General features: G+C 64.1%; 13 protein-coding genes and 1 pseudogene. 9 read left to right on the top strand and 5 right to left on the bottom strand.

What is annotated here, in order from left to right; translation table 11 throughout:
• Nucleotides 1–378: 378 nt before the first annotated feature.
• Nucleotides 379–699: a hypothetical protein gene (locus BG61_RS18130; protein WP_129572189.1), complete on the top strand. Its 321-nt coding sequence runs from the start codon at nt 379–381 to the stop codon at nt 697–699.
• A gap of 18 nt (nt 700–717) precedes the next feature.
• Nucleotides 718–3,989, top strand: a pseudogene (locus tag BG61_RS18125) (efflux RND transporter permease subunit).
• 238 nt (nt 3,990–4,227) lie between these two features.
• Here BG61_RS18125 and BG61_RS18120 read toward each other — a convergent pair.
• Complete coding sequence (locus tag BG61_RS18120) at nt 4,228–5,139, bottom strand: LysR family transcriptional regulator (protein ID WP_051672620.1); 912 nt, start codon at nt 5,137–5,139, stop codon at nt 4,228–4,230.
• A 447-nt stretch (nt 5,140–5,586) separates the two neighbouring features.
• On the opposite strand from BG61_RS18120, the gene BG61_RS18115 reads away from it, so the two are divergent.
• Together BG61_RS18115 and BG61_RS39325 are read left to right on the top strand one after the other, a co-directional pair.
• Nucleotides 5,587–6,228, top strand: a complete 642-nt coding sequence (locus BG61_RS18115) for a glutathione S-transferase family protein (RefSeq protein WP_035934732.1) — start codon at nt 5,587–5,589, stop codon at nt 6,226–6,228.
• A gap of 143 nt (nt 6,229–6,371) precedes the next feature.
• Entirely contained in the window at nt 6,372–6,584 is a 213-nt protein-coding gene (locus BG61_RS39325) for a hypothetical protein (protein WP_051672619.1), read from the top strand.
• Nucleotides 6,585–6,598: 14 nt separating this feature from the next.
• On the opposite strand, the gene BG61_RS18105 is transcribed toward BG61_RS39325, so the two are convergent.
• The 4 genes from BG61_RS18105 to BG61_RS18090 form a co-directional block, all read right to left on the bottom strand.
• Entirely contained in the window at nt 6,599–7,504 is a 906-nt protein-coding gene (locus BG61_RS18105; RefSeq protein ID WP_035934734.1) for an ABC transporter permease, read from the bottom strand.
• Between the two features lies 1 nt (nt 7,505).
• Nucleotides 7,506–8,420 (bottom strand): ABC transporter permease, encoded by a 915-nt coding sequence (locus BG61_RS18100; protein WP_035934736.1) that lies wholly within the window; start codon nt 8,418–8,420, stop codon nt 7,506–7,508.
• Between the two features lie 79 nt (nt 8,421–8,499).
• On the bottom strand, nt 8,500–9,795 hold the full coding sequence (locus tag BG61_RS18095) for an ABC transporter substrate-binding protein (protein ID WP_035934738.1): 1,296 nt from the start codon (nt 9,793–9,795) through the stop codon (nt 8,500–8,502).
• Between the two features lie 65 nt (nt 9,796–9,860).
• Nucleotides 9,861–10,919, bottom strand: a complete 1,059-nt coding sequence (locus BG61_RS18090; RefSeq protein ID WP_035934740.1) for an ABC transporter ATP-binding protein — start codon at nt 10,917–10,919, stop codon at nt 9,861–9,863.
• A 309-nt stretch (nt 10,920–11,228) separates the two neighbouring features.
• Here BG61_RS18090 and BG61_RS18085 point away from each other — a divergent pair, with 309 nt between their 5' ends.
• The 5 genes from BG61_RS18085 to BG61_RS18065 all read left to right on the top strand — a co-directional run bounded on the left by BG61_RS18085 (nt 11,229) and on the right by BG61_RS18065 (nt 16,715).
• Nucleotides 11,229–12,185, top strand: a complete 957-nt coding sequence (locus tag BG61_RS18085) for a polysaccharide deacetylase family protein (RefSeq protein ID WP_035934826.1) — start codon at nt 11,229–11,231, stop codon at nt 12,183–12,185.
• Between the two features lie 46 nt (nt 12,186–12,231).
• Nucleotides 12,232–12,903: a GntR family transcriptional regulator gene (locus BG61_RS18080; RefSeq protein WP_232256306.1), complete on the top strand. Its 672-nt coding sequence runs from the start codon at nt 12,232–12,234 to the stop codon at nt 12,901–12,903.
• Nucleotides 12,904–12,912: 9 nt separating this feature from the next.
• Nucleotides 12,913–13,503 (top strand): flavin reductase family protein, encoded by a 591-nt coding sequence (locus tag BG61_RS18075; protein WP_035934743.1) that lies wholly within the window; start codon nt 12,913–12,915, stop codon nt 13,501–13,503.
• A 683-nt stretch (nt 13,504–14,186) separates the two neighbouring features.
• Nucleotides 14,187–15,521 carry an argininosuccinate synthase gene (argG, locus tag BG61_RS18070; RefSeq protein ID WP_035934828.1) on the top strand — a complete coding sequence of 445 codons (1,335 nt, stop codon included), beginning with the start codon at nt 14,187–14,189 and terminating at the stop codon, nt 15,519–15,521.
• A 276-nt stretch (nt 15,522–15,797) separates the two neighbouring features.
• The gene (locus BG61_RS18065; protein WP_035934830.1) at nt 15,798–16,715 is read left to right on the top strand and encodes an alpha/beta hydrolase; all 918 of its coding nucleotides are present in this window, start codon (nt 15,798–15,800) and stop codon (nt 16,713–16,715) included.
• The last annotated feature ends 38 nt before the right edge of the window (nt 16,716–16,753 follow it).

Below are 16,753 nucleotides of genomic sequence, written 5' to 3'. Positions count from 1 at the left end.
GCTCGCATCGCGTCACCAGCCGCGCCCGTAGCGAGCGCGGAACAAGACGCTGTCCGCGTTGAAGGCGAGACTCCTGCGAGAGCACTCATCTCCGCAGCAAGCTGATCCTGCATGCCCGGCGCTAATCCGTCTCCCGAATGTCCTGTCCAGGTGCCCTGCCTGCCGCACGGTCGCGATGACGCCCGTTGACACGCGCGCATTGTCGCCCCGACGGATACAAAGAAACCACTGTTCGCTACTTTATGAGCGATAACGCGGCGCCCATACTTCCGCCAACGCTGCACACCTTTCGCGGGTGTGCAGCAAGACGACCATGAACCAGTGCAGAAATCACAACGTTCCTTGCAAATGACTCTTCATCTATAAGGATGACTATCCGTGAACACCACTCGCAAACGGATATCCATGGCGCTCGGTGCGACCGCCATGGTCGGCACCGTTGCAGGCATCGGCTTCACCCGCGAACGCGGCTCGGGACCCGTTGCTGCGGCTCGAGCGGCGGATGCGCCGCATCCCGCGATCCTCATTGACGACGCGCCAGTTGGCACGGACCAGACGAACCCGTATGTGCGCGTCATCGACGCGGGCCTTGCGCCCGGTACGCGCATCGTCACGACCGCCATGATGCGCGCGCGTCCGAACGACACCGCGCGCCCGCACATGGTCAACATGACCGGCGCGGCGAAGTCCACCGCGTAATCAAGCGAGAAGCTCATCATGAACATCTCAAAGTTCTTCATCGACCGGCCCATCTTCGCGGCCGTGCTGTCGGTGGTGATTCTGCTCGCGGGCATCATCGCGCTGACCAAGCTGCCGACCGCCGAATATCCGGAGGTCGTGCCTCCGTCGGTGGTGGTACGTGCCCAATATCCCGGCGCGAACCCCAAGGTGATTGCCGAAACAGTCGCCTCGCTGTCGAGGAGCAGATCAACGGCGTCGAAAACATGCTGTACATGCAGTCGCAGGCCAACAGCGACGGCAACATGACGACGACCGTGACATTCAAGCTCGGCACCGATCCGGACAAGGCGCAGCAACTCGTGCAGAACCGCGTGTCGCAGGCCATGCCGCGTCTGCCCGAAGACGTGCAGCGGCTCGGCGTCACCACCGTCAAGTCGTCCCCGACGCTCACGATGGGCGTGAATCTCGTCTCGCCGAACGGCCGCTATGACCTCACGTACCTGCGCAACTACGCGCTCATCAACGTCAAGGACCGGTTCGCGCAGGTTCCGGGGGTGGGCGAAGTCGTTCTGTGGGGAGCGGGCGACTACGCAATGCGCGTCTGGCTCGACCCGACGAAGGTTGCCAGCCGGAACATGACGGCGACCGACGTCGTCAAGGCGATCCGCGAGCAGAACGTTCAGGTGGCGGCCGGCATCGTCGGAGGCTCGCCGATGGCCACCAACGTGCCGTTGCAACTGAGCGTGAATGCGCGAGGCCGGCTCAAGACCGAAGAGGAATTCCGCAACATCATCCTCAAGACGTCACCGGAGGGCGCGGTCACGCACCTGGGCGATGTTGCGCGCGTCGAAATGGGTGCGGCGGAATACGCGCTGCGTGCTGGGATCGACGGCAAGAAGGCGGTGCAGATCATCATCTTCCAGCAGCCGAACGCCAACTCGCTGCAAATCTCCGACGACATCCGCCGCATCACGGCCGAGTTGCGAAAGGACATGCCCGAAGGCGTGAAGGCTGAAATCGTCTATGACCCGACGCAGTTCGTTCGCGAAAGCATCGACGCCGTGGTGCACACGCTTTTCGAAGCGATCGTGCTCGTGGTCATCGTCGTCGTGGTGTTCCTTCAGACGTGGCGTGCCTCGCTGATTCCGCTGCTGGCCGTTCCGGTATCGATTGTCGGGACGTTCTCGCTGATGCTGGCGTTCGGCTTCACCATCAACGCCCTGTCGCTCTTCGGCATGGTACTCGCCATCGGAATCGTGGTCGACGATGCGATCGTGGTGGTCGAGAACGTCGAGCGCAACATCGCGGCGGGCCTCTCACCTCTCGAAGCGTCGTATGAGGCCATGCGCGAAGTGAGCGGACCGATCATCGCCATTGCGCTGACGCTCGTCGCCGTGTTCGTGCCGCTCGCGTTCATGTCCGGGTTGACCGGCCAGTTCTACAAGCAGTTCGCGATGACCATTGCGATCTCGACGGTCATCTCCGCGTTCAACTCGCTGACCCTGTCGCCGGCGCTCTCCGCGCTGCTCCTCAAGAGCCATCACGCGCCCAGGGACTGGCTGACCCGCGTCATGGACCGCATCCTCGGTCCGTTCTTCAACGTGTTCAACAAGGTCTTCAGCCGGGGCTCGGAAGCTTACGGCAAGGGCGTGGGCGGCATCATCAACCGCAAGCTGGCGATGATGGCGGTGTACGGCGTTCTGCTCGGCGGCACCGTGCTGCTCGGCAAGCTGGTCCCGGGCGGCTTCGTTCCCGCGCAGGACAAGGACTACCTCGTCAGCATCCTGCAGCTGCCGAGCGGCGCGTCGCTCGATCGCACGCAGAAAGTGGTCGACGAGATGGGCGACATCGCGCGCAAGCAGCCAGGCGTGATTCATACGACCGAGTTTCCGGGTCTCGCCGTGACGGGTCTCATGAACTCTTCCAGCGCGGGTCTCGTGTTCTCCGTCATGAGCCCGTCGAAAGAACGCGGCACGGACGCATCTGCCGCGACGATCGTCGGCAACCTGAACAGGGAATATGGCGGCATCAAGGACGCAGCGATCGCAACGTTCCCGCCCCCGCCGGTCTCCGGCCTGGGCACGATCGGCGGCTTCAAGCTGCAGATCGAGGACCGTGGCGCGCTGGGCTACGAGGCATTGAACAAGGCCACGCAGGCTTTCCTCGCGGCGGCGGCCAAGGCACCCGAGCTGGGGCCGTCGTTCTCGAGCTACCAGATCAACGTTCCGCAACTGAATGTCGAACTGGACCGCGAGAAGGCCAAGCAACTCGGTGTCTCCGTAACCGACGTATTCGACACGATGCAGATCTACCTGGGTTCGCTCTACGTGAACGACTTCAACAAGTTCGGCCGCGTGTATCAGGTTCGCGCCCAGGCGGATGCGCCGTTCCGCGCGTCGGGGGAAAGCATCCTGGCACTGAAAACGCGCAACGCCGCTGGCGAGATGGTGCCCTTGTCATCGCTGGTGAAGGTCACGCCGACCTACGGTCCGGAAATGGTCGTTCGCTATAACGGCTTCCTTGCTGCCGACATCAACGGCGGTCCGGCACCGGGTTACTCGTCGGGTCAGGCGATGGCCGCGGTCGAGCGTATCGCGGCCGAGACCCTGCCGCGCGGCATCAAGTTCGAATGGACGGACCTGACGTACCAGCAGATTCTGGCCGGCAACGCTGCCCTGTGGGTCTTCCCGATCAGCGTGCTGCTCGTGTTCCTCGTGCTCGCCGCGATGTACGAAAGTCTCACGCTGCCGCTCGCGATTCTGCTGATCGTTCCGATGAGCATCCTCTCCGCGCTCTTCGGGGTATGGCTCACGCGGGGCGACAACAACATCTTCACGCAGATCGGCCTGATGGTACTGGTCGGGCTGTCGGCGAAGAACGCGATCCTGATCGTGGAGTTCGCGCGTGAGCTGGAAATCCAGGGGCGCTCGATTGTTCAGGCTGCGATCGAAGCCTCCCGTCTGCGTCTGCGCCCGATTCTGATGACCTCGATCGCCTTCATCATGGGCGTGATTCCCCTCGTGGTGTCGACCGGGGCCGGTTCGGAAATGCGCCGTGCAATGGGCATCGCGGTCTTCTTCGGGATGCTGGGCGTGACCTTCTTCGGTCTGCTTCTCACGCCGGTGTTCTACGTGATCCTGCGCAAGCTGGCGGGCGGCAAGCAGTTGAGGGACAGGCACGGGAGGCATGCGCACATCCACGGCCCGGACGACGACTCCGGGCCCGGTGCAAACGCGGGCCATGACAATTCCCGCGTTGCGCCCGCCGCTTCGGGTACGAAGGCTCCTGAACCCGCGTTGCAGGATTGAGGAGATCAGCATGGAGGGAATCCTTTCGATGAAGAAAGGTCACGCCGCCTCCGTGCTGTTGAGCGCACTGCTGGTTCTTGCCGGCTGTTCGCTCGCGCCGACATACGCGGTGCCGCCCGTGTGATCGAAGCGCGGGCGCTGAATCAGGCCCCACGGACAGGCTTGTTCCCTTCGCGTCAGCGTGTGTCAGTTGCTTCGCGCTTCCTTGTGGCGAGCCCTGCGACGGCGGCGGCTTGCGCTACGCGCCCGGGTCGCGCAACGTTTCAGCGAGATGGTTCACGACCGCGCGCGTCTTCGCGGCCATCTTCTGCCCGAGCGAAATGATGGCGTGCACGGGCGGCCCGTCTACGTCCGCATCCGGCAGCACATGCACGAGCCGGCCCGCCTGCACGTAGGGCAACGCGACGCGATCGAGAATCTGCGTGATGCCGAAGCCTTCGACCGCCGCCTCGACGATCGCCTGACCGTCGGCAAGGACGAGAATCGGCTGGGGCGAGAAGTCGCGAAACGAATTGCCGTCACGCAGCGTCCAGGCTCGCAGCCGCCCGGCCGGCCCGCGAAAGACGATGGCGTCGTGAGCCGCGAGATCGGCGATTTCCTTCACCGCGCCCCTGCGCTCCAGATAGGCGGGCGAAGCGTAAAGTCCGAGCCGCAGGTCGCAGAGCTTGCGCACGGTCAGTTCACTGTCTTCGGGAAGCGCGCCGATTCGCACGACGACATCCCAGCCCTCGCCGACCGGGTCCGACATGCGATCGGTGAGTGCCACCTCCAGCGTGATTTTCGGATGCTTCTCGCGCAGCGCGATGAAGCTTGGGAGAAGCAATCGGCCAAACCCGGCGGGAAGGTCGATTTTCACCCTGCCGACAGGCTCGGAGCGGCGCGATGCCAGTTGCTGCTCCGCTTCCCGCAGGGCGTCCAGCGCTCCCTGGGCGGCAAGCAGGTAGGTCTCGCCATCCTCGGTCAGGCGGACTGCGCGCGTCGTGCGCTGAAAGAGACGTGTGCCAAGTCTTGCTTCGAGCCGCTGTACCGCCTTGCCCACATTGGACTTGCTGCTGCCGATCTCTTCCGCGGCACGCGTAAAGCTCCCGCTTTGCGCGACCGCGACGAAGACCGCAATTTCGTTGATAGGGGCATCTGCGCGCTCATTCATTTCTCGGCTCGTTCTTCTAAGGAGTTTGTAAGCCAGCAAACTGTATCAGGTGCCCGACCGGCATGATGCTGCCCCTGTACAGCCGCGACTTTACCGGTCCCGGGCGGGACTTTCCAGGCGGCGGACACTGGCGCCTCTGGCGAGGTCGCCCCGGAGTGAAAAGCCGGATATCCGGCCAACGCGTGAAGCACGCGCGCCATTTTGCAGCGCGTCTCCTTCCGGATAAACGGCGCCCCGGTGTTCAGAGCGTCGCTCCCGAAGCGACAGTCGTCCGGTACGTCGCGCGCTGCACTTCCTCGATTGTCGCGCAGGCAACGACAGAGTGACTCCCGAACGGCTGTTTATCGCATGTACGAGTCTCGCCATACTTCATTCCAACGGTGCACCACGCAGGCACCCAACCGGCTCCGGTTCCATGCTCACACTCTTCAATGGAAGGTTGATCAAATGAAGCTCTATATTGCGCAGGCAACCTGCTCCCTCGCCGTTCAGGCAATCGCGAACGAGCTGGGCCTGTCTCCCCGACTGGTTCACTTCGACGTATTCGGCAAGTCCACGACGGAAGGCGGGCCTTTTGCCGATGTCAACCCGCTTCTCTATGTGCCGGCCCTCGAACTCGACAACGAGCAGAAGGACCGTTTGACGGAAACCATCACCATCACGTCGTACCTCGCCGACCAGCATCCCGAGTCGGGTCTCATTCCCCGGCACGGCACGATGGAACGTGTCCGGATGGACCAGCTCCTCACCTTCATCGCGACGGAGATTGCGCAGAAGCACATTCCCCTGATGCGCAAGCTGATGACCGAGGAAGGCGTGGCGTTCAATACCGGCAAACTGCTGAGCGCCTATGGCGTGCTCGACGCACGTCTTGCCGACGGCCGCGCGTATCTCACGGGCGAGCAGTTCACGGTCGCCGATGCGTACGTCTGGGCCACGATGTGGCACGAGCGCTCGGGCGTCAACCTCGATCATCTGAAGAACCTCGCGGCGTATATCGCGCGTATCGAAGCACGTCCTTCCGTGCAGAAGGCACTGAAGGACGAAGCCGACATGGTCGCGCTTCACAAGCAGAAGCTCGCGGCCTAGGTCTTCGCTCGATCGGCGCCCGCCGGCGCAACTGGCAACCGCTCGCCCCAATGCGGCGCGGCCCCGCTGCGCCTGCTGGTGCCCTCCAACCCGAAGGTGGATTCAGATGCAGGAGACTCAAACCCACGGTCGGGTCTATCGGCATGACGGGCGAGCATATCGACACCCTCATGGGCGAAGGCAGCAACGCGGCTTCTCTCGATCACCTGCTCGGACTGGTGGAGCGCGGCGACTTCGATCTCGTCGCCGTAGGCCGCGGCATGCTGGTCGATCCGGACTGGGCCAACAAGGTCCGCGAAGGGCGCATCGACCAGTTGCGTAACTGGCATCCGGACGTGCTGAACTCCCTGTCCTGAAAGGTTCTCCACGCTCACTGCAATCCGGCGGCGAGCCGCCTGCGCGTGAGCCAGCGCACCGCGAGCAGGCAGCCCACCATCACCGTGAGCGACAGCAGCGTCGTCATCGTGCCGAGCGCGTAGATCACGGGCGTCGTGACCGACGTGGTCAGGCCCTGCAATTCCAGCGGCAACGTGTTATGATCCCCGATGGCCTGCGAGGTCCGCGCGATTTCATCCCACGACAGCGTAAAGCCGAACATCGCGACCCCGATCACGGAGGGGCCGATGATCGGCAGCACGACATGGCTGAAGCTCTGCCACGGCGTCGCGCCCAGATCGCGCGATGCCTCTTCGTAGGCCGGGTTGAAGCGGTTGAACACCGCGAACATCACGAGAAGACCGAACGGCAAGGTCCACGTCAGATGGGCGCCGAGTGCCGAGGTGAACAGTCCCATCGAGGTGGTATAGCTGTCGGCGAACGATTCGAAGCCCCACGCAGCGGCCAGATATTTGACACCGCTGTCGAGCAGCCGAAACGTGAGCCCGATGCCGAGCGACACGATGATCGAAGGCATGATGAGGCTCGCCACCGACACGTAGAACACCGCCGTGTCGCCGCGAAAGCGCCGCCTGAACGCAAGGCCCGCGGCCACGGAGAACAGCACCGTCAGCACCGTGACCGCCAGCGCGAGACGCACGGACCGCCAGAACGCGGACCAGATGTCGATGTCGCCTGCGCCGTCGCGAAGCGCGGCGAACCAGTGCAGCGAAACGCCTCGCATCGGGAACGTCAGGCCGCCTTCGGGGCCCTGGAACGACAGGATGAAGATGGTGATGACCGGGCCGTACAGGAACAGCACGAACAGGCCGAACAGCAACGCGAGCCAGTAGAAACTCGCTGGCCGGTGCTCGCGCACCTTGAGTGAACGCGCCGCCATGTCAAAGCTCCTTCCTGATGTCGACCACGCGGGTCAGGCCCCAGACGATCATCAGCACGACGGCGAGCAGGACGACAGCGTTGGCCGCCGCGGCCGGAAACTGCAGGTAGCCCGTCTGCACCTGGATGATCTTTCCGACAGACGCGATCTGCTGACCGCCCATCACGCCGACCGTGAGGAAATCGCCCATCACGATCGTGATCACGAAGATCGAGCCGATCACGATGCCCGTTTTCGAAAGCGGCACGACCACTTCGCGTACCACCTGCCAGCCGCTTGCGCCCGCATCGCGCGCCGCTTCGAGCAGCGACCGGTCGATGCGCATCATCGCGTTGAAGATGGGCACGATCATGAAGAACGTGTATAGATGCACGAAGGCGAGCGTCACGGAGAAGTTCGAGTACAGGAGCCATTCGAGCGGCTGGTCGATCAGGTGCGCGCCGATGAGCGCCTGATTCACCAGCCCGTTGCGGCCGAGCAGCGGGATCCACGAGATCATGCGAATCACGTTCGAGGTCCAGAACGGGATCGTGCAGACAAGGAACAGTACGGTCTGCATCGCCGTCGAGCGCACATGGAACGCGAGGAAATAGGCGATCGCGAATCCGAGCACGAGCGTCACTGCCCAGACGATCGCGCAGAACCTGATGGTCGACAGGTACGTCTTGAAGGTGACGCACATGTCCGTCATCGACGAGCAGCCGTCGAAGATCGCTGCGTAGTTCTTCAGCGTGAACGCGGGAATGATCTGGTATTCGTTGAAGTCCCAGAAGCTCACGACGAGCGTGATCACGAGCGGCACGATAAAGAACAGCGCGAAGGTCAGCGTGAGCGGCGTGGCCTGCAGCCATGCACTCACGCGCCGGTGACGCACGGGCTTGTCTTCAGCGCGGGTCAGGTATTCGATCGAAGCCATTGGCGGTATCCGTGGATGAGGCTGCGGCAGCCGGTGCGCGTCGCGCCGGCCGCGTGTCGCACCGTAGGTCGAATGCGCCTCAGGCGGCGATGAACTCGTTCCACTTCTGAACCATGTAGATGTTCTCGTCCATCACCGCGTTCCAGCACGCGATTGCGCCCATGCGCTGGTTGTACGAGCCGCCGTCGCGCACCGTCCCGGCCTTCTCCAGCAACTGCCCGTCGGGCGCCTTGATGTCCTGCGCGGCCGGCTTGCCTTCGATCCAGTAGTCCCACTCGTAGGGCTGCATGTGCGTGCGCGCGGTTTCGAGCACGCCCGGGTAGTAGCCTTGCCGCATCAGATAGGCGCCCGCCCATCCGCCCTGGAACCAGTTGACGAACTCATACGCGGCGTCGAGCTTTCTGCCCTGCAGCGAGCGCGGAAAGCCGAAGCCCGAGGCCCACGAGCGATAGCCCTCCTTCAGCGGCTGAAACGTGCATGCGACACCCATCGTGCGCACCTTCGTGACGGCGGGCGACCACATCGACTGGATCACCACTTCGCCCGACGCCATGAGGTTCACGCTCTCGTTGAAGTCCTTCCAGAACGCGCGGAACTGCCCCGCGCGCTTCGCCTCGATGAGGATCTTGATGGTCTGGTCGATCTCCGCCTTCGTCATGTTGCCCTTGTCGCCGTACTTGACGCGGCCCATGGCCTCGATCGCCATCGCCGAATCCATGATGCCGATCGCGGGAATGTTCAGCAGCGCCGCCTTGCCCTTGAACTGCGGATCGAGCAGATCGGCCCAGGTCGTCACGGGGCGCTTGATGAGGTCCGGCCGGATGCCGAGCGTGTCGGCGTTGTAGGTGGTCGGGATCAGCGTCATCCATTCGGTCGGCGTCGCCGAGAATTCCGTTGAGCGCGCGCCCTTCAGGAACATGACCTTCTTGGGCGCGGTGCCCTGGTCGCCGATCTTCTTCCCGTTGACCTCACCCCTCGTCAGCACGGGCGTGATCTTGTCGGCGAGCTTGATCCTCTTCGCGTCCATACCGGCGAGCGTGCCCGCGGGCACGAGCTTCTTCAGCGCGAAGTATTCGGTATCGACGATGTCGAACGAGTTGGGCTGCGTGATGATGCGCTTCGCGACGTCGTCGGTGGTGACAGGAATGTACTGGATCTCGATGCCGGTATCTTCCTTGAACTTCTTCGCGATCTCCGGGCTCTGGTTCACCGCCGTGCCCAGATAGCGCAGCACGATCTTTTCCTGCGCGTGCACATACGGAAAGCCGGCAATGCCCGCCACGGCCGCCGCGCCCTTGATAAACGTGCGGCGCGACAGGCCCTTCTCCGTCGTCCCGGATGCGGTGGCTGCCGGGCTCTCGTTCGATTCGCTCATTCTCGCTTCTCCTCGGTTGAAGTTGTTGGTGTGCTGCGGCGTTCCGTGCGACGCCGCGCCCGGGCTCAGGCCGCGAGCGGGTGCGCGTCCTGTTCGTCCCACCAGACCGTCACGCGGGCGTCGGGGCCGAAACGCTGCGGATCGTAGTCCGCATCGCGCAGGACCGATACGAGCTCGGGCGAGCCGTCGAGCGGATCGAGCGTCATGCGCAAATGAGTGCCCTGATATTCGGCTTCCCGCACTGTGCAGGCGACGCCGCCGAAGCGGCTCACGCCGCCTTCGCCCGATGACGCCTGGACAGGCGTCACGCCATGCGGCGCAATGCGCAGATGGTCCGCGCGCACGGTGAAGAGGCGCCCGTTCGCTCCAAGCACGTTGTGTCCGCCGAGAAAGCGCGCAACGAACTCCGTGCGCGGGCGGTTGAAGACTTCATGCGGCGTCCCGCTTTGCTCGACGTGACCGTGGCTCATCACGACGACAAGGTCCGCGAGCGCCATCGCCTCTTCCTGCGAATGCGTGACGTGCACGAAGGTAATGCCGAGTTCCTTCTGCCAGCGCTTGAGCTCGGCGCGCATCTGCACGCGCAGGAACGGATCGAGTGCGGAGAGCGGTTCGTCGAGCAGGAGGCAGCGCGGCTGGTTCAGCAACGCGCGCGCGAGTGCGACCCGCTGCTGCTGCCCGCCGGACAGTTGCGCGGGCTTGCGGGCCGCGTATGCGGACATCGCGACGAGTTCGAGCAGCTCGCCCGCTCGCTTGCGCCGCGCTTCCTTCGCGACACCGCGCATCTTTAAGCTGAACGCGACGTTATCCAGCGCGCTCAGGTGCGGGAACAGCGCGTAGCTCTGGAAGACCATCGCCGTGCCGCGCGAGGCGGGTTCCTCGCGTGTGACGTTGCGCCCGCCGATAAGGATGTCGCCGTCGGAGACCGACTCGTGACCCGCGATCATCCGCAACGTGGACGTCTTGCCGCATCCCGACGGCCCGAGCAGGCAGCAGTACGCGCCACCCGGAATTCTCAAGTCGATGGCGTCGACGGCCAGCGCGTCGCCGTATTGCTTGGAGACGTGCACCAGTTCGATGTCGGCGGCGGATGTCTGCAGCACTGTTGAAGCCGGCTGAACCATGGAGAAAGTGTCCTTGTGGCCTTGGGAATGCGCTCGATACGCGCTCTATACGTGTTCCGTATGCGTGCGGTCGCAAGCAATTGCAAGACATATGCCACTGCACGCCGGGCGCTCGCCGTACACGCGAGCGCCGGTAGCGAAGCCTTGTGTCTACGAACTGGCGCGCATATTGCACACGATCCGTGGCCCCGATCGTCAGCGATTCAAGTTGCCTTCCTTGTTCGATGGCGGTGCGAATCCCGTCCGCATTGGGGCATGTGCGTGCCAAACCGGTTCATGCGCATCGACAACCACCAACGCCTTCTCACCATGAACGACTCACGCAGTGTGCGCGCCGCCAGGCTGGCCAGTTTCGGCCCGCCCGCGACGCATGGCCGCTTTCCCTACCGCCCCATCGTCGACACCGACGGTTTCCGGTGGCCCAACGGCAGCGGCCTTGCGGTCTATCTCGGCTTCAATATCGAACACTTTGCCTTCGGCGAGGGGCTTGGCGCCGCGCTCGGCCCGGTTTCTCCGCAGCCCGACGTGCTCAACTACAGCTGGCGCGAATACGGCAACCGCGTCGGGGCATGGCGATGCCTCGACCTGTTCGACGACCTCGACCTGCCGTCGGGCACGCTGATCAATACCGCGCTCTACGACCACTGCCCGCAGCTCATCGACGCGTGCGTGGCGCGCGGCGACGAACTGATCGCGCATGGACACACCAACGCCGAACGGCAGAGCGACTTCGATGAAGACGGCGAACGCTCACTGCTTCTTCACTGCCGCGAGCGGATCGCCGCGCATTCGGGCGCGGCGCCCGCGGGCTGGCTTTCGCCGTGGATCTCCGAGTCGCACCTGACGCCCGACCTGCTCGCGCAGACCGGCTATCGCTACACACTGAACTGGTGCCACGACGACCGCCCCGTGCGCATGGCGACACGCGGCGGTGCGTTATGGTCGATTCCGTATCCGCAGGAGCTCAACGATCTGCCGATGATCATCGGCAGGCAAATGGACGCGTGCGCGTTCGCCGACATGATCGTCGACCAGTTCGACGAAATGCTGGGGCAGGCCAACCGCGGCAGCGCGCCGCAAGCACTCGTGATGGGCATTGCGCTGCATCCGTACATCGTCGGGCAGCCATACCGGCTGCGGCACCTGCGGCGGGCGCTCGCGCATATCGCGGCGGCGCGCCGCAACGGCGACGTCTGGATGACGACGCCCGGCGCGATCGCGCAGTTCGTGGACGAAGCGGTGCCGATGCAGCATCCGCAAGAATGATCGCCGCTTCGGCAGCGGCATAGCGACATTTCAGGCGAGGACCAATGTGGACGTCGACGCCCGCATCTATCAATCCATCTTCGACGGCGTCCTGTCGCGCCGCCTGACACCGGGAACGAAGCTGCCGGAGCCCGAACTGTGCCAGCTGTTCGGCGTCGGGCGCGCGGTCGTGCGGCGCGTGCTCGAAAAGCTCGCCTACGACGGCATCGTCGTGTTGCGGCCGAACAAGGGCGCCGTGATCGCCCAACCCACGCGGGAGGAAACGCGCGAGATTTTCGAAGCGCGCCGCTCGGTGGAACGCGCGCTGGTGGAGCTTGCCGTGCAGCGCGCGAGCGCCGCCGACATCACCGCACTGCGCGAACAGCTTGCCGACGAGCACGAAGCGATGCATCGCTTCGACCAGCCTTCGTGGGCGCGGCTCGCGAGCGGCTTTCATCTTCGCATCGGGGCGCTGGCGGGCAACTCGATCCTGCGCAACTATCTCACCGAACTGGTCCCGCGCTGCTCGCTGATCGTGGGCGTGTACGAATCGACGGGCAACGCCCCCTGCGAGCACGACGAACACGCGGCGATCCTGGACTGCATGGAGGCGCGCGACGCCGCAGGAGCCGTCGCGCACATGGACGCGCATCTTCGCGCTCTCGAAGCGCGCATCGACACGTCGCGCATGCCGGGCGAAAAGAGCCTGGGCGCGCTGCTCGGCATCAAGGACACATAGGCGGATCATATGGAAATCGACTTCGAATCCATCACCGAATATCAGCGCTACAAGCTGATGGCGAGTCTGATCGTGCCGCGTCCGATCGCGCTCGTCACCACGCTCGGCGCGGACGGCACGGTCAACGCCGCTCCCTTCTCGATGTTCAACATGCTGGGCGAGGAACCGCCCATCCTGATGATCAGCATCAACCGCGTGACCGACGGCGCGCTGAAGGACACGGCGGTGAACATCGCGCGTGCGGGCGAGTTCGTCGTGCATCTCTGCGACGAAGCGATGGCGGACAAGATGCATCGCTGCGGCGAACGTCTGCCGCCGGACGTCAGCGAACTGGCCCACGTCGGATTGACGCCGGCTGCGAGCACGAGCGTTGCGCCGCCGCGCATCGCCGAGGCGCCGGTGGCGTTCGAGTGCACGCTGTGGGAGACGCTGGAAACCGCGAGCCGCCAGATTTTCATCGGCAAGGTGCTGAGGCTCCATGCACGCGATGAACTGATCGACACTGCGGCGTGGCGCGTGCGCCTTCAGCACTATTTCCCCGTGGGTCGCTTCGGTGCAAGCGACTACGTGACGACGCGCGAGCGCTTCACCCTCGGGTAGGGTGGTCGCTGGCGCTTGGGGTTGGGGGTTTTTGAACCGTCTGATGCGCCTGTGCTCCCGTGAAACTTGTTTTCTTATCGGTCTATTAATTTCGCCCCTGCGCGGCAAGGTGGGCCGCTGGCGCTCGGGGTGGGTGTTTGTTGAACCGTTTGATGCGCTTGTGCTTCTATGGAACTTGCTTTGTTCGCGGTCTATTAGCTCGCCCCTGTGCGGGGCGAAGCTAATAGACCAATAGCAAAACAAGTTTCATAGGAGCGCAAGCGCATCAAACGATGTAAACACACCCTGTCCAACCGCAAACGCGAACCCACGCGCCCGCCCGACTCGAACTCGCCCTGATCGGCTTCAATGCCACGGACAAAGCGTGAACCGGGTCGCCCCACCAAAACCAAAACCAGAAGCCCAAACCGCCCCTGACGGTCCCTGCAGCAGGCTCCACCAGAGCCCTCGGCGACAGAAATCCAGCCCCAAAACGAGATCATTAAGAACGACCGTTCTTATACAAGACCTGGCATGGCCAGCCCGCCCGCGGACCCGGGCCGCCCCGATTCGTGTACGATTCGATTTCAAATCCGCGGCTTCGCCGACTCGCGCTCAGGCTGGGCGCCCGTCCGATTGTTTCCTTTCGTCGTTTCGCGACTTCGCGCATTTTTATTCAGACCTCAATTTAACGGTTGCTGCTCATGACCACGATTCTCGAAAGTCTTCCCGCTGGCCAGAAGGTTGGCATCGCATTCTCCGGCGGCCTCGACACCAGCGCCGCGCTGCATTGGATGCGGATCAAAGGTGCAATTCCTTACGCATACACGGCCAACCTGGGCCAGCCCGACGAGGACGACTACGAGCAGATCCCGCGCCGGGCGAAGCAGTACGGCGCGGAAGGGGCGCGGCTGATCGACTGCCGCGCGCAGCTCGTCGCGGAGGGCATCGCAGCCCTGCAGTGCGGCGCGTTCCACATCTCCACCGCAGGCGTGACCTATTTCAACACGACACCGATCGGCCGCGCGGTGACGGGCACGATGCTCGTCGCGGCAATGAAGCAGGACGGCGTCAACATCTGGGGCGACGGCAGCACGTACAAGGGCAACGACATCGAGCGCTTCTACCGCTACGGCCTCCTGGTGAACCCGGATCTGAAGATCTACAAGCCGTGGCTCGACCAGACGTTCATCGACGAACTGGGCGGCCGCACGGAAATGTCCGAGTTCATGCGCCAGTCGGGCTTCGAGTACAAGATGTCGGCCGAAAAGGCCTATTCCACCGACTCGAACCTGCTCGGCGCGACGCACGAAGCGAAGGACCTCGAGAGCCTCGAAAGCGGCATCCAGATCGTGAACCCGATCATGGGCGTCGCCTTCTGGCGCGACGACGTGCAGATCGCGCGCGAACAGGTGACCATCCGCTTCGACGAAGGCCGTCCGACCGCGCTGAACGGCGTCGAGTATCCGGATGCGGTGGAGCTGCTGCTGGAGGCAAACCGCATCGGCGGGCGCCACGGCCTCGGAATGAGCGACCAGATCGAAAACCGGATCATCGAGGCGAAGAGCCGCGGGATCTACGAAGCGCCGGGGCTTGCGCTGCTCCACATCGCGTATGAGCGGCTCGTCACGGGCATCCACAACGAGGACACCATCGAGCAGTACCGCGAGAACGGCCGCCGTCTCGGCCGTCTGCTCTATCAGGGCCGCTGGTTCGATCCGCAGGCGATCATGCTGCGCGAAACCGCTCAGCGCTGGGTCGCGCGTGCGATCACCGGCGAAGTAACGGTCGAACTCCGGCGCGGCAACGACTACTCGATCGTCAGCACGAAGTCGCCGAATCTGACGTATCAGCCGGAGCGGCTTTCGATGGAGAAGGTTGCGTCGACGTTCTCGCCGCGCGATCGCATCGGCCAGCTGACCATGCGCAATCTCGACATCACCGATACGCGCGAGAAGCTGCGCGTCTATGCGCAGGTTGGCCTGCTGACGCCGGGCGATTCTTCCGCGCTGCCGCAACTGAAGGACGACAAAGAGTAACGATGCCGCCTGGCATCGGGCGATGAAGATCGATGGCGATGCGCGGATCGACTCCGCACAAACGCCGTCGCGCCAGAGTCGCCTCCGGATCACGGCGAGCGGGAGCCGGCTCCGGAGCGACCCCGGGCATCGGTTCATGAACATCGCCTCTCGCCGCCGCAACAGACGCTGTAACGCTCTCGTTTCGCCACGCTTCAAAACTCCCGCCCGCTGACCTTCAACCGGTTGTACGATCCAACGTTGAAGACGCCTTTTGTCCCGGCGCAGGAGACGAACATGGCCGACCCGCAGATCGAGATCATCCGCAGCTTGCTTGCCTCCCGCCCTCGCCCGGCCGCGCTTGCCGAGCGGCGCGAGCGTCTCGATGCCTTCGGTACCCGGTACACCGTGCCAGCCGACGTGCAGATCGATTCCGAGGTGGCCAATGGCGTTGCCGCCGAATGGACGATCACGCCCGAGGCCGATCCGACCCGGGTCGTCATGTTCCTGCACGGTGGCGCGTATATCTCCGGATCGCTCGTCAGCCATCGGCACCTCGTCGCGCAGGTGGGCCGGGAGGCAAGGGCCCGCACGCTGGCCCTCGACTACCGGCTCGCTCCGGAGCACCCGTTTCCCGCGGCGCTGGAAGACGCGGTCGCCGGATATCGCTTTCTGCTCTCGCGCGGCTACGAGCCGGCGCACATCGCGCTCGCGGGTGAAAGTGCCGGCGGCGGCCTCGCGCTCGCCGCCCTGGTGTCGCTGCGCGACATGGGCGTCGAGCTGCCCGCCTGCATCTGGTGCAGTTCGCCATGGACCGATCTGGAAATGTCCGGGCAGACCATGACGACGAAGGCGTCCGTCGACCCGCTCATCCAGAAGCCTTACCTGCTCGAAGCCGCTGCGGCCTATCTGCACGGCGCAGATGCGCGCACGCCGCTTGCCTCGCCGCTCTATGCCGACCTGGCAGGCCTCCCCCCGATGCTGGTGCAAGCCGGCACGGCCGAAACGCTGCTGGACGATTCGATCCGCCTCGCCCGTCAGGCAGCCGAGGCGAACGTGCGCGTCACGCTGGAAGCGTGGCCCGACATGATTCACGCGTGGACGCTGTTCTATCAGCAACTGGATGCCGGACGCCGTTCGCTGGCATCCGCGGGTGCGTTTATCGGTTCGATGCTGAATCGGGACTCGACTTCCCTTCAATCGCCGATCGTCTGAAAGCGGGGAACGCGCCGGGCCCCGCAGGCATGGCGCGA

The organism is Caballeronia glathei, assembly GCF_000698595.1.
In the GTDB taxonomy this organism is placed as follows: Bacteria; Pseudomonadota; Gammaproteobacteria; order Burkholderiales; family Burkholderiaceae; genus Caballeronia; species Caballeronia glathei.
Note: the sequence above shows the minus strand (reverse complement) of the source record. Positions and strands in the feature narration are given on the sequence as shown.

What these genes read in the sequence shown, in the direction of transcription:
- BG61_RS18120 (WP_051672620.1), bottom strand. Translation starts at nt 5,139, where the DNA reads ATGAATGAGCGCGCAGATGCCCCTATCAACGAAATTGCGGTCTTCGTC.
- BG61_RS18115 (WP_035934732.1), top strand. Translation starts at nt 5,587, where the DNA reads ATGAAGCTCTATATTGCGCAGGCAACCTGCTCCCTCGCCGTTCAGGCA.
- BG61_RS39325 (WP_051672619.1), top strand. Translation starts at nt 6,372, where the DNA reads ATGACGGGCGAGCATATCGACACCCTCATGGGCGAAGGCAGCAACGCG.
- BG61_RS18105 (WP_035934734.1), bottom strand. Translation starts at nt 7,504, where the DNA reads ATGGCGGCGCGTTCACTCAAGGTGCGCGAGCACCGGCCAGCGAGTTTC.
- BG61_RS18100 (WP_035934736.1), bottom strand. Translation starts at nt 8,420, where the DNA reads ATGGCTTCGATCGAATACCTGACCCGCGCTGAAGACAAGCCCGTGCGT.
- BG61_RS18095 (WP_035934738.1), bottom strand. Translation starts at nt 9,795, where the DNA reads ATGAGCGAATCGAACGAGAGCCCGGCAGCCACCGCATCCGGGACGACG.
- BG61_RS18090 (WP_035934740.1), bottom strand. Translation starts at nt 10,919, where the DNA reads ATGGTTCAGCCGGCTTCAACAGTGCTGCAGACATCCGCCGCCGACATC.
- BG61_RS18085 (WP_035934826.1), top strand. Translation starts at nt 11,229, where the DNA reads ATGAACGACTCACGCAGTGTGCGCGCCGCCAGGCTGGCCAGTTTCGGC.
- BG61_RS18075 (WP_035934743.1), top strand. Translation starts at nt 12,913, where the DNA reads ATGGAAATCGACTTCGAATCCATCACCGAATATCAGCGCTACAAGCTG.
- argG (WP_035934828.1), top strand. Translation starts at nt 14,187, where the DNA reads ATGACCACGATTCTCGAAAGTCTTCCCGCTGGCCAGAAGGTTGGCATC.
- BG61_RS18065 (WP_035934830.1), top strand. Translation starts at nt 15,798, where the DNA reads ATGGCCGACCCGCAGATCGAGATCATCCGCAGCTTGCTTGCCTCCCGC.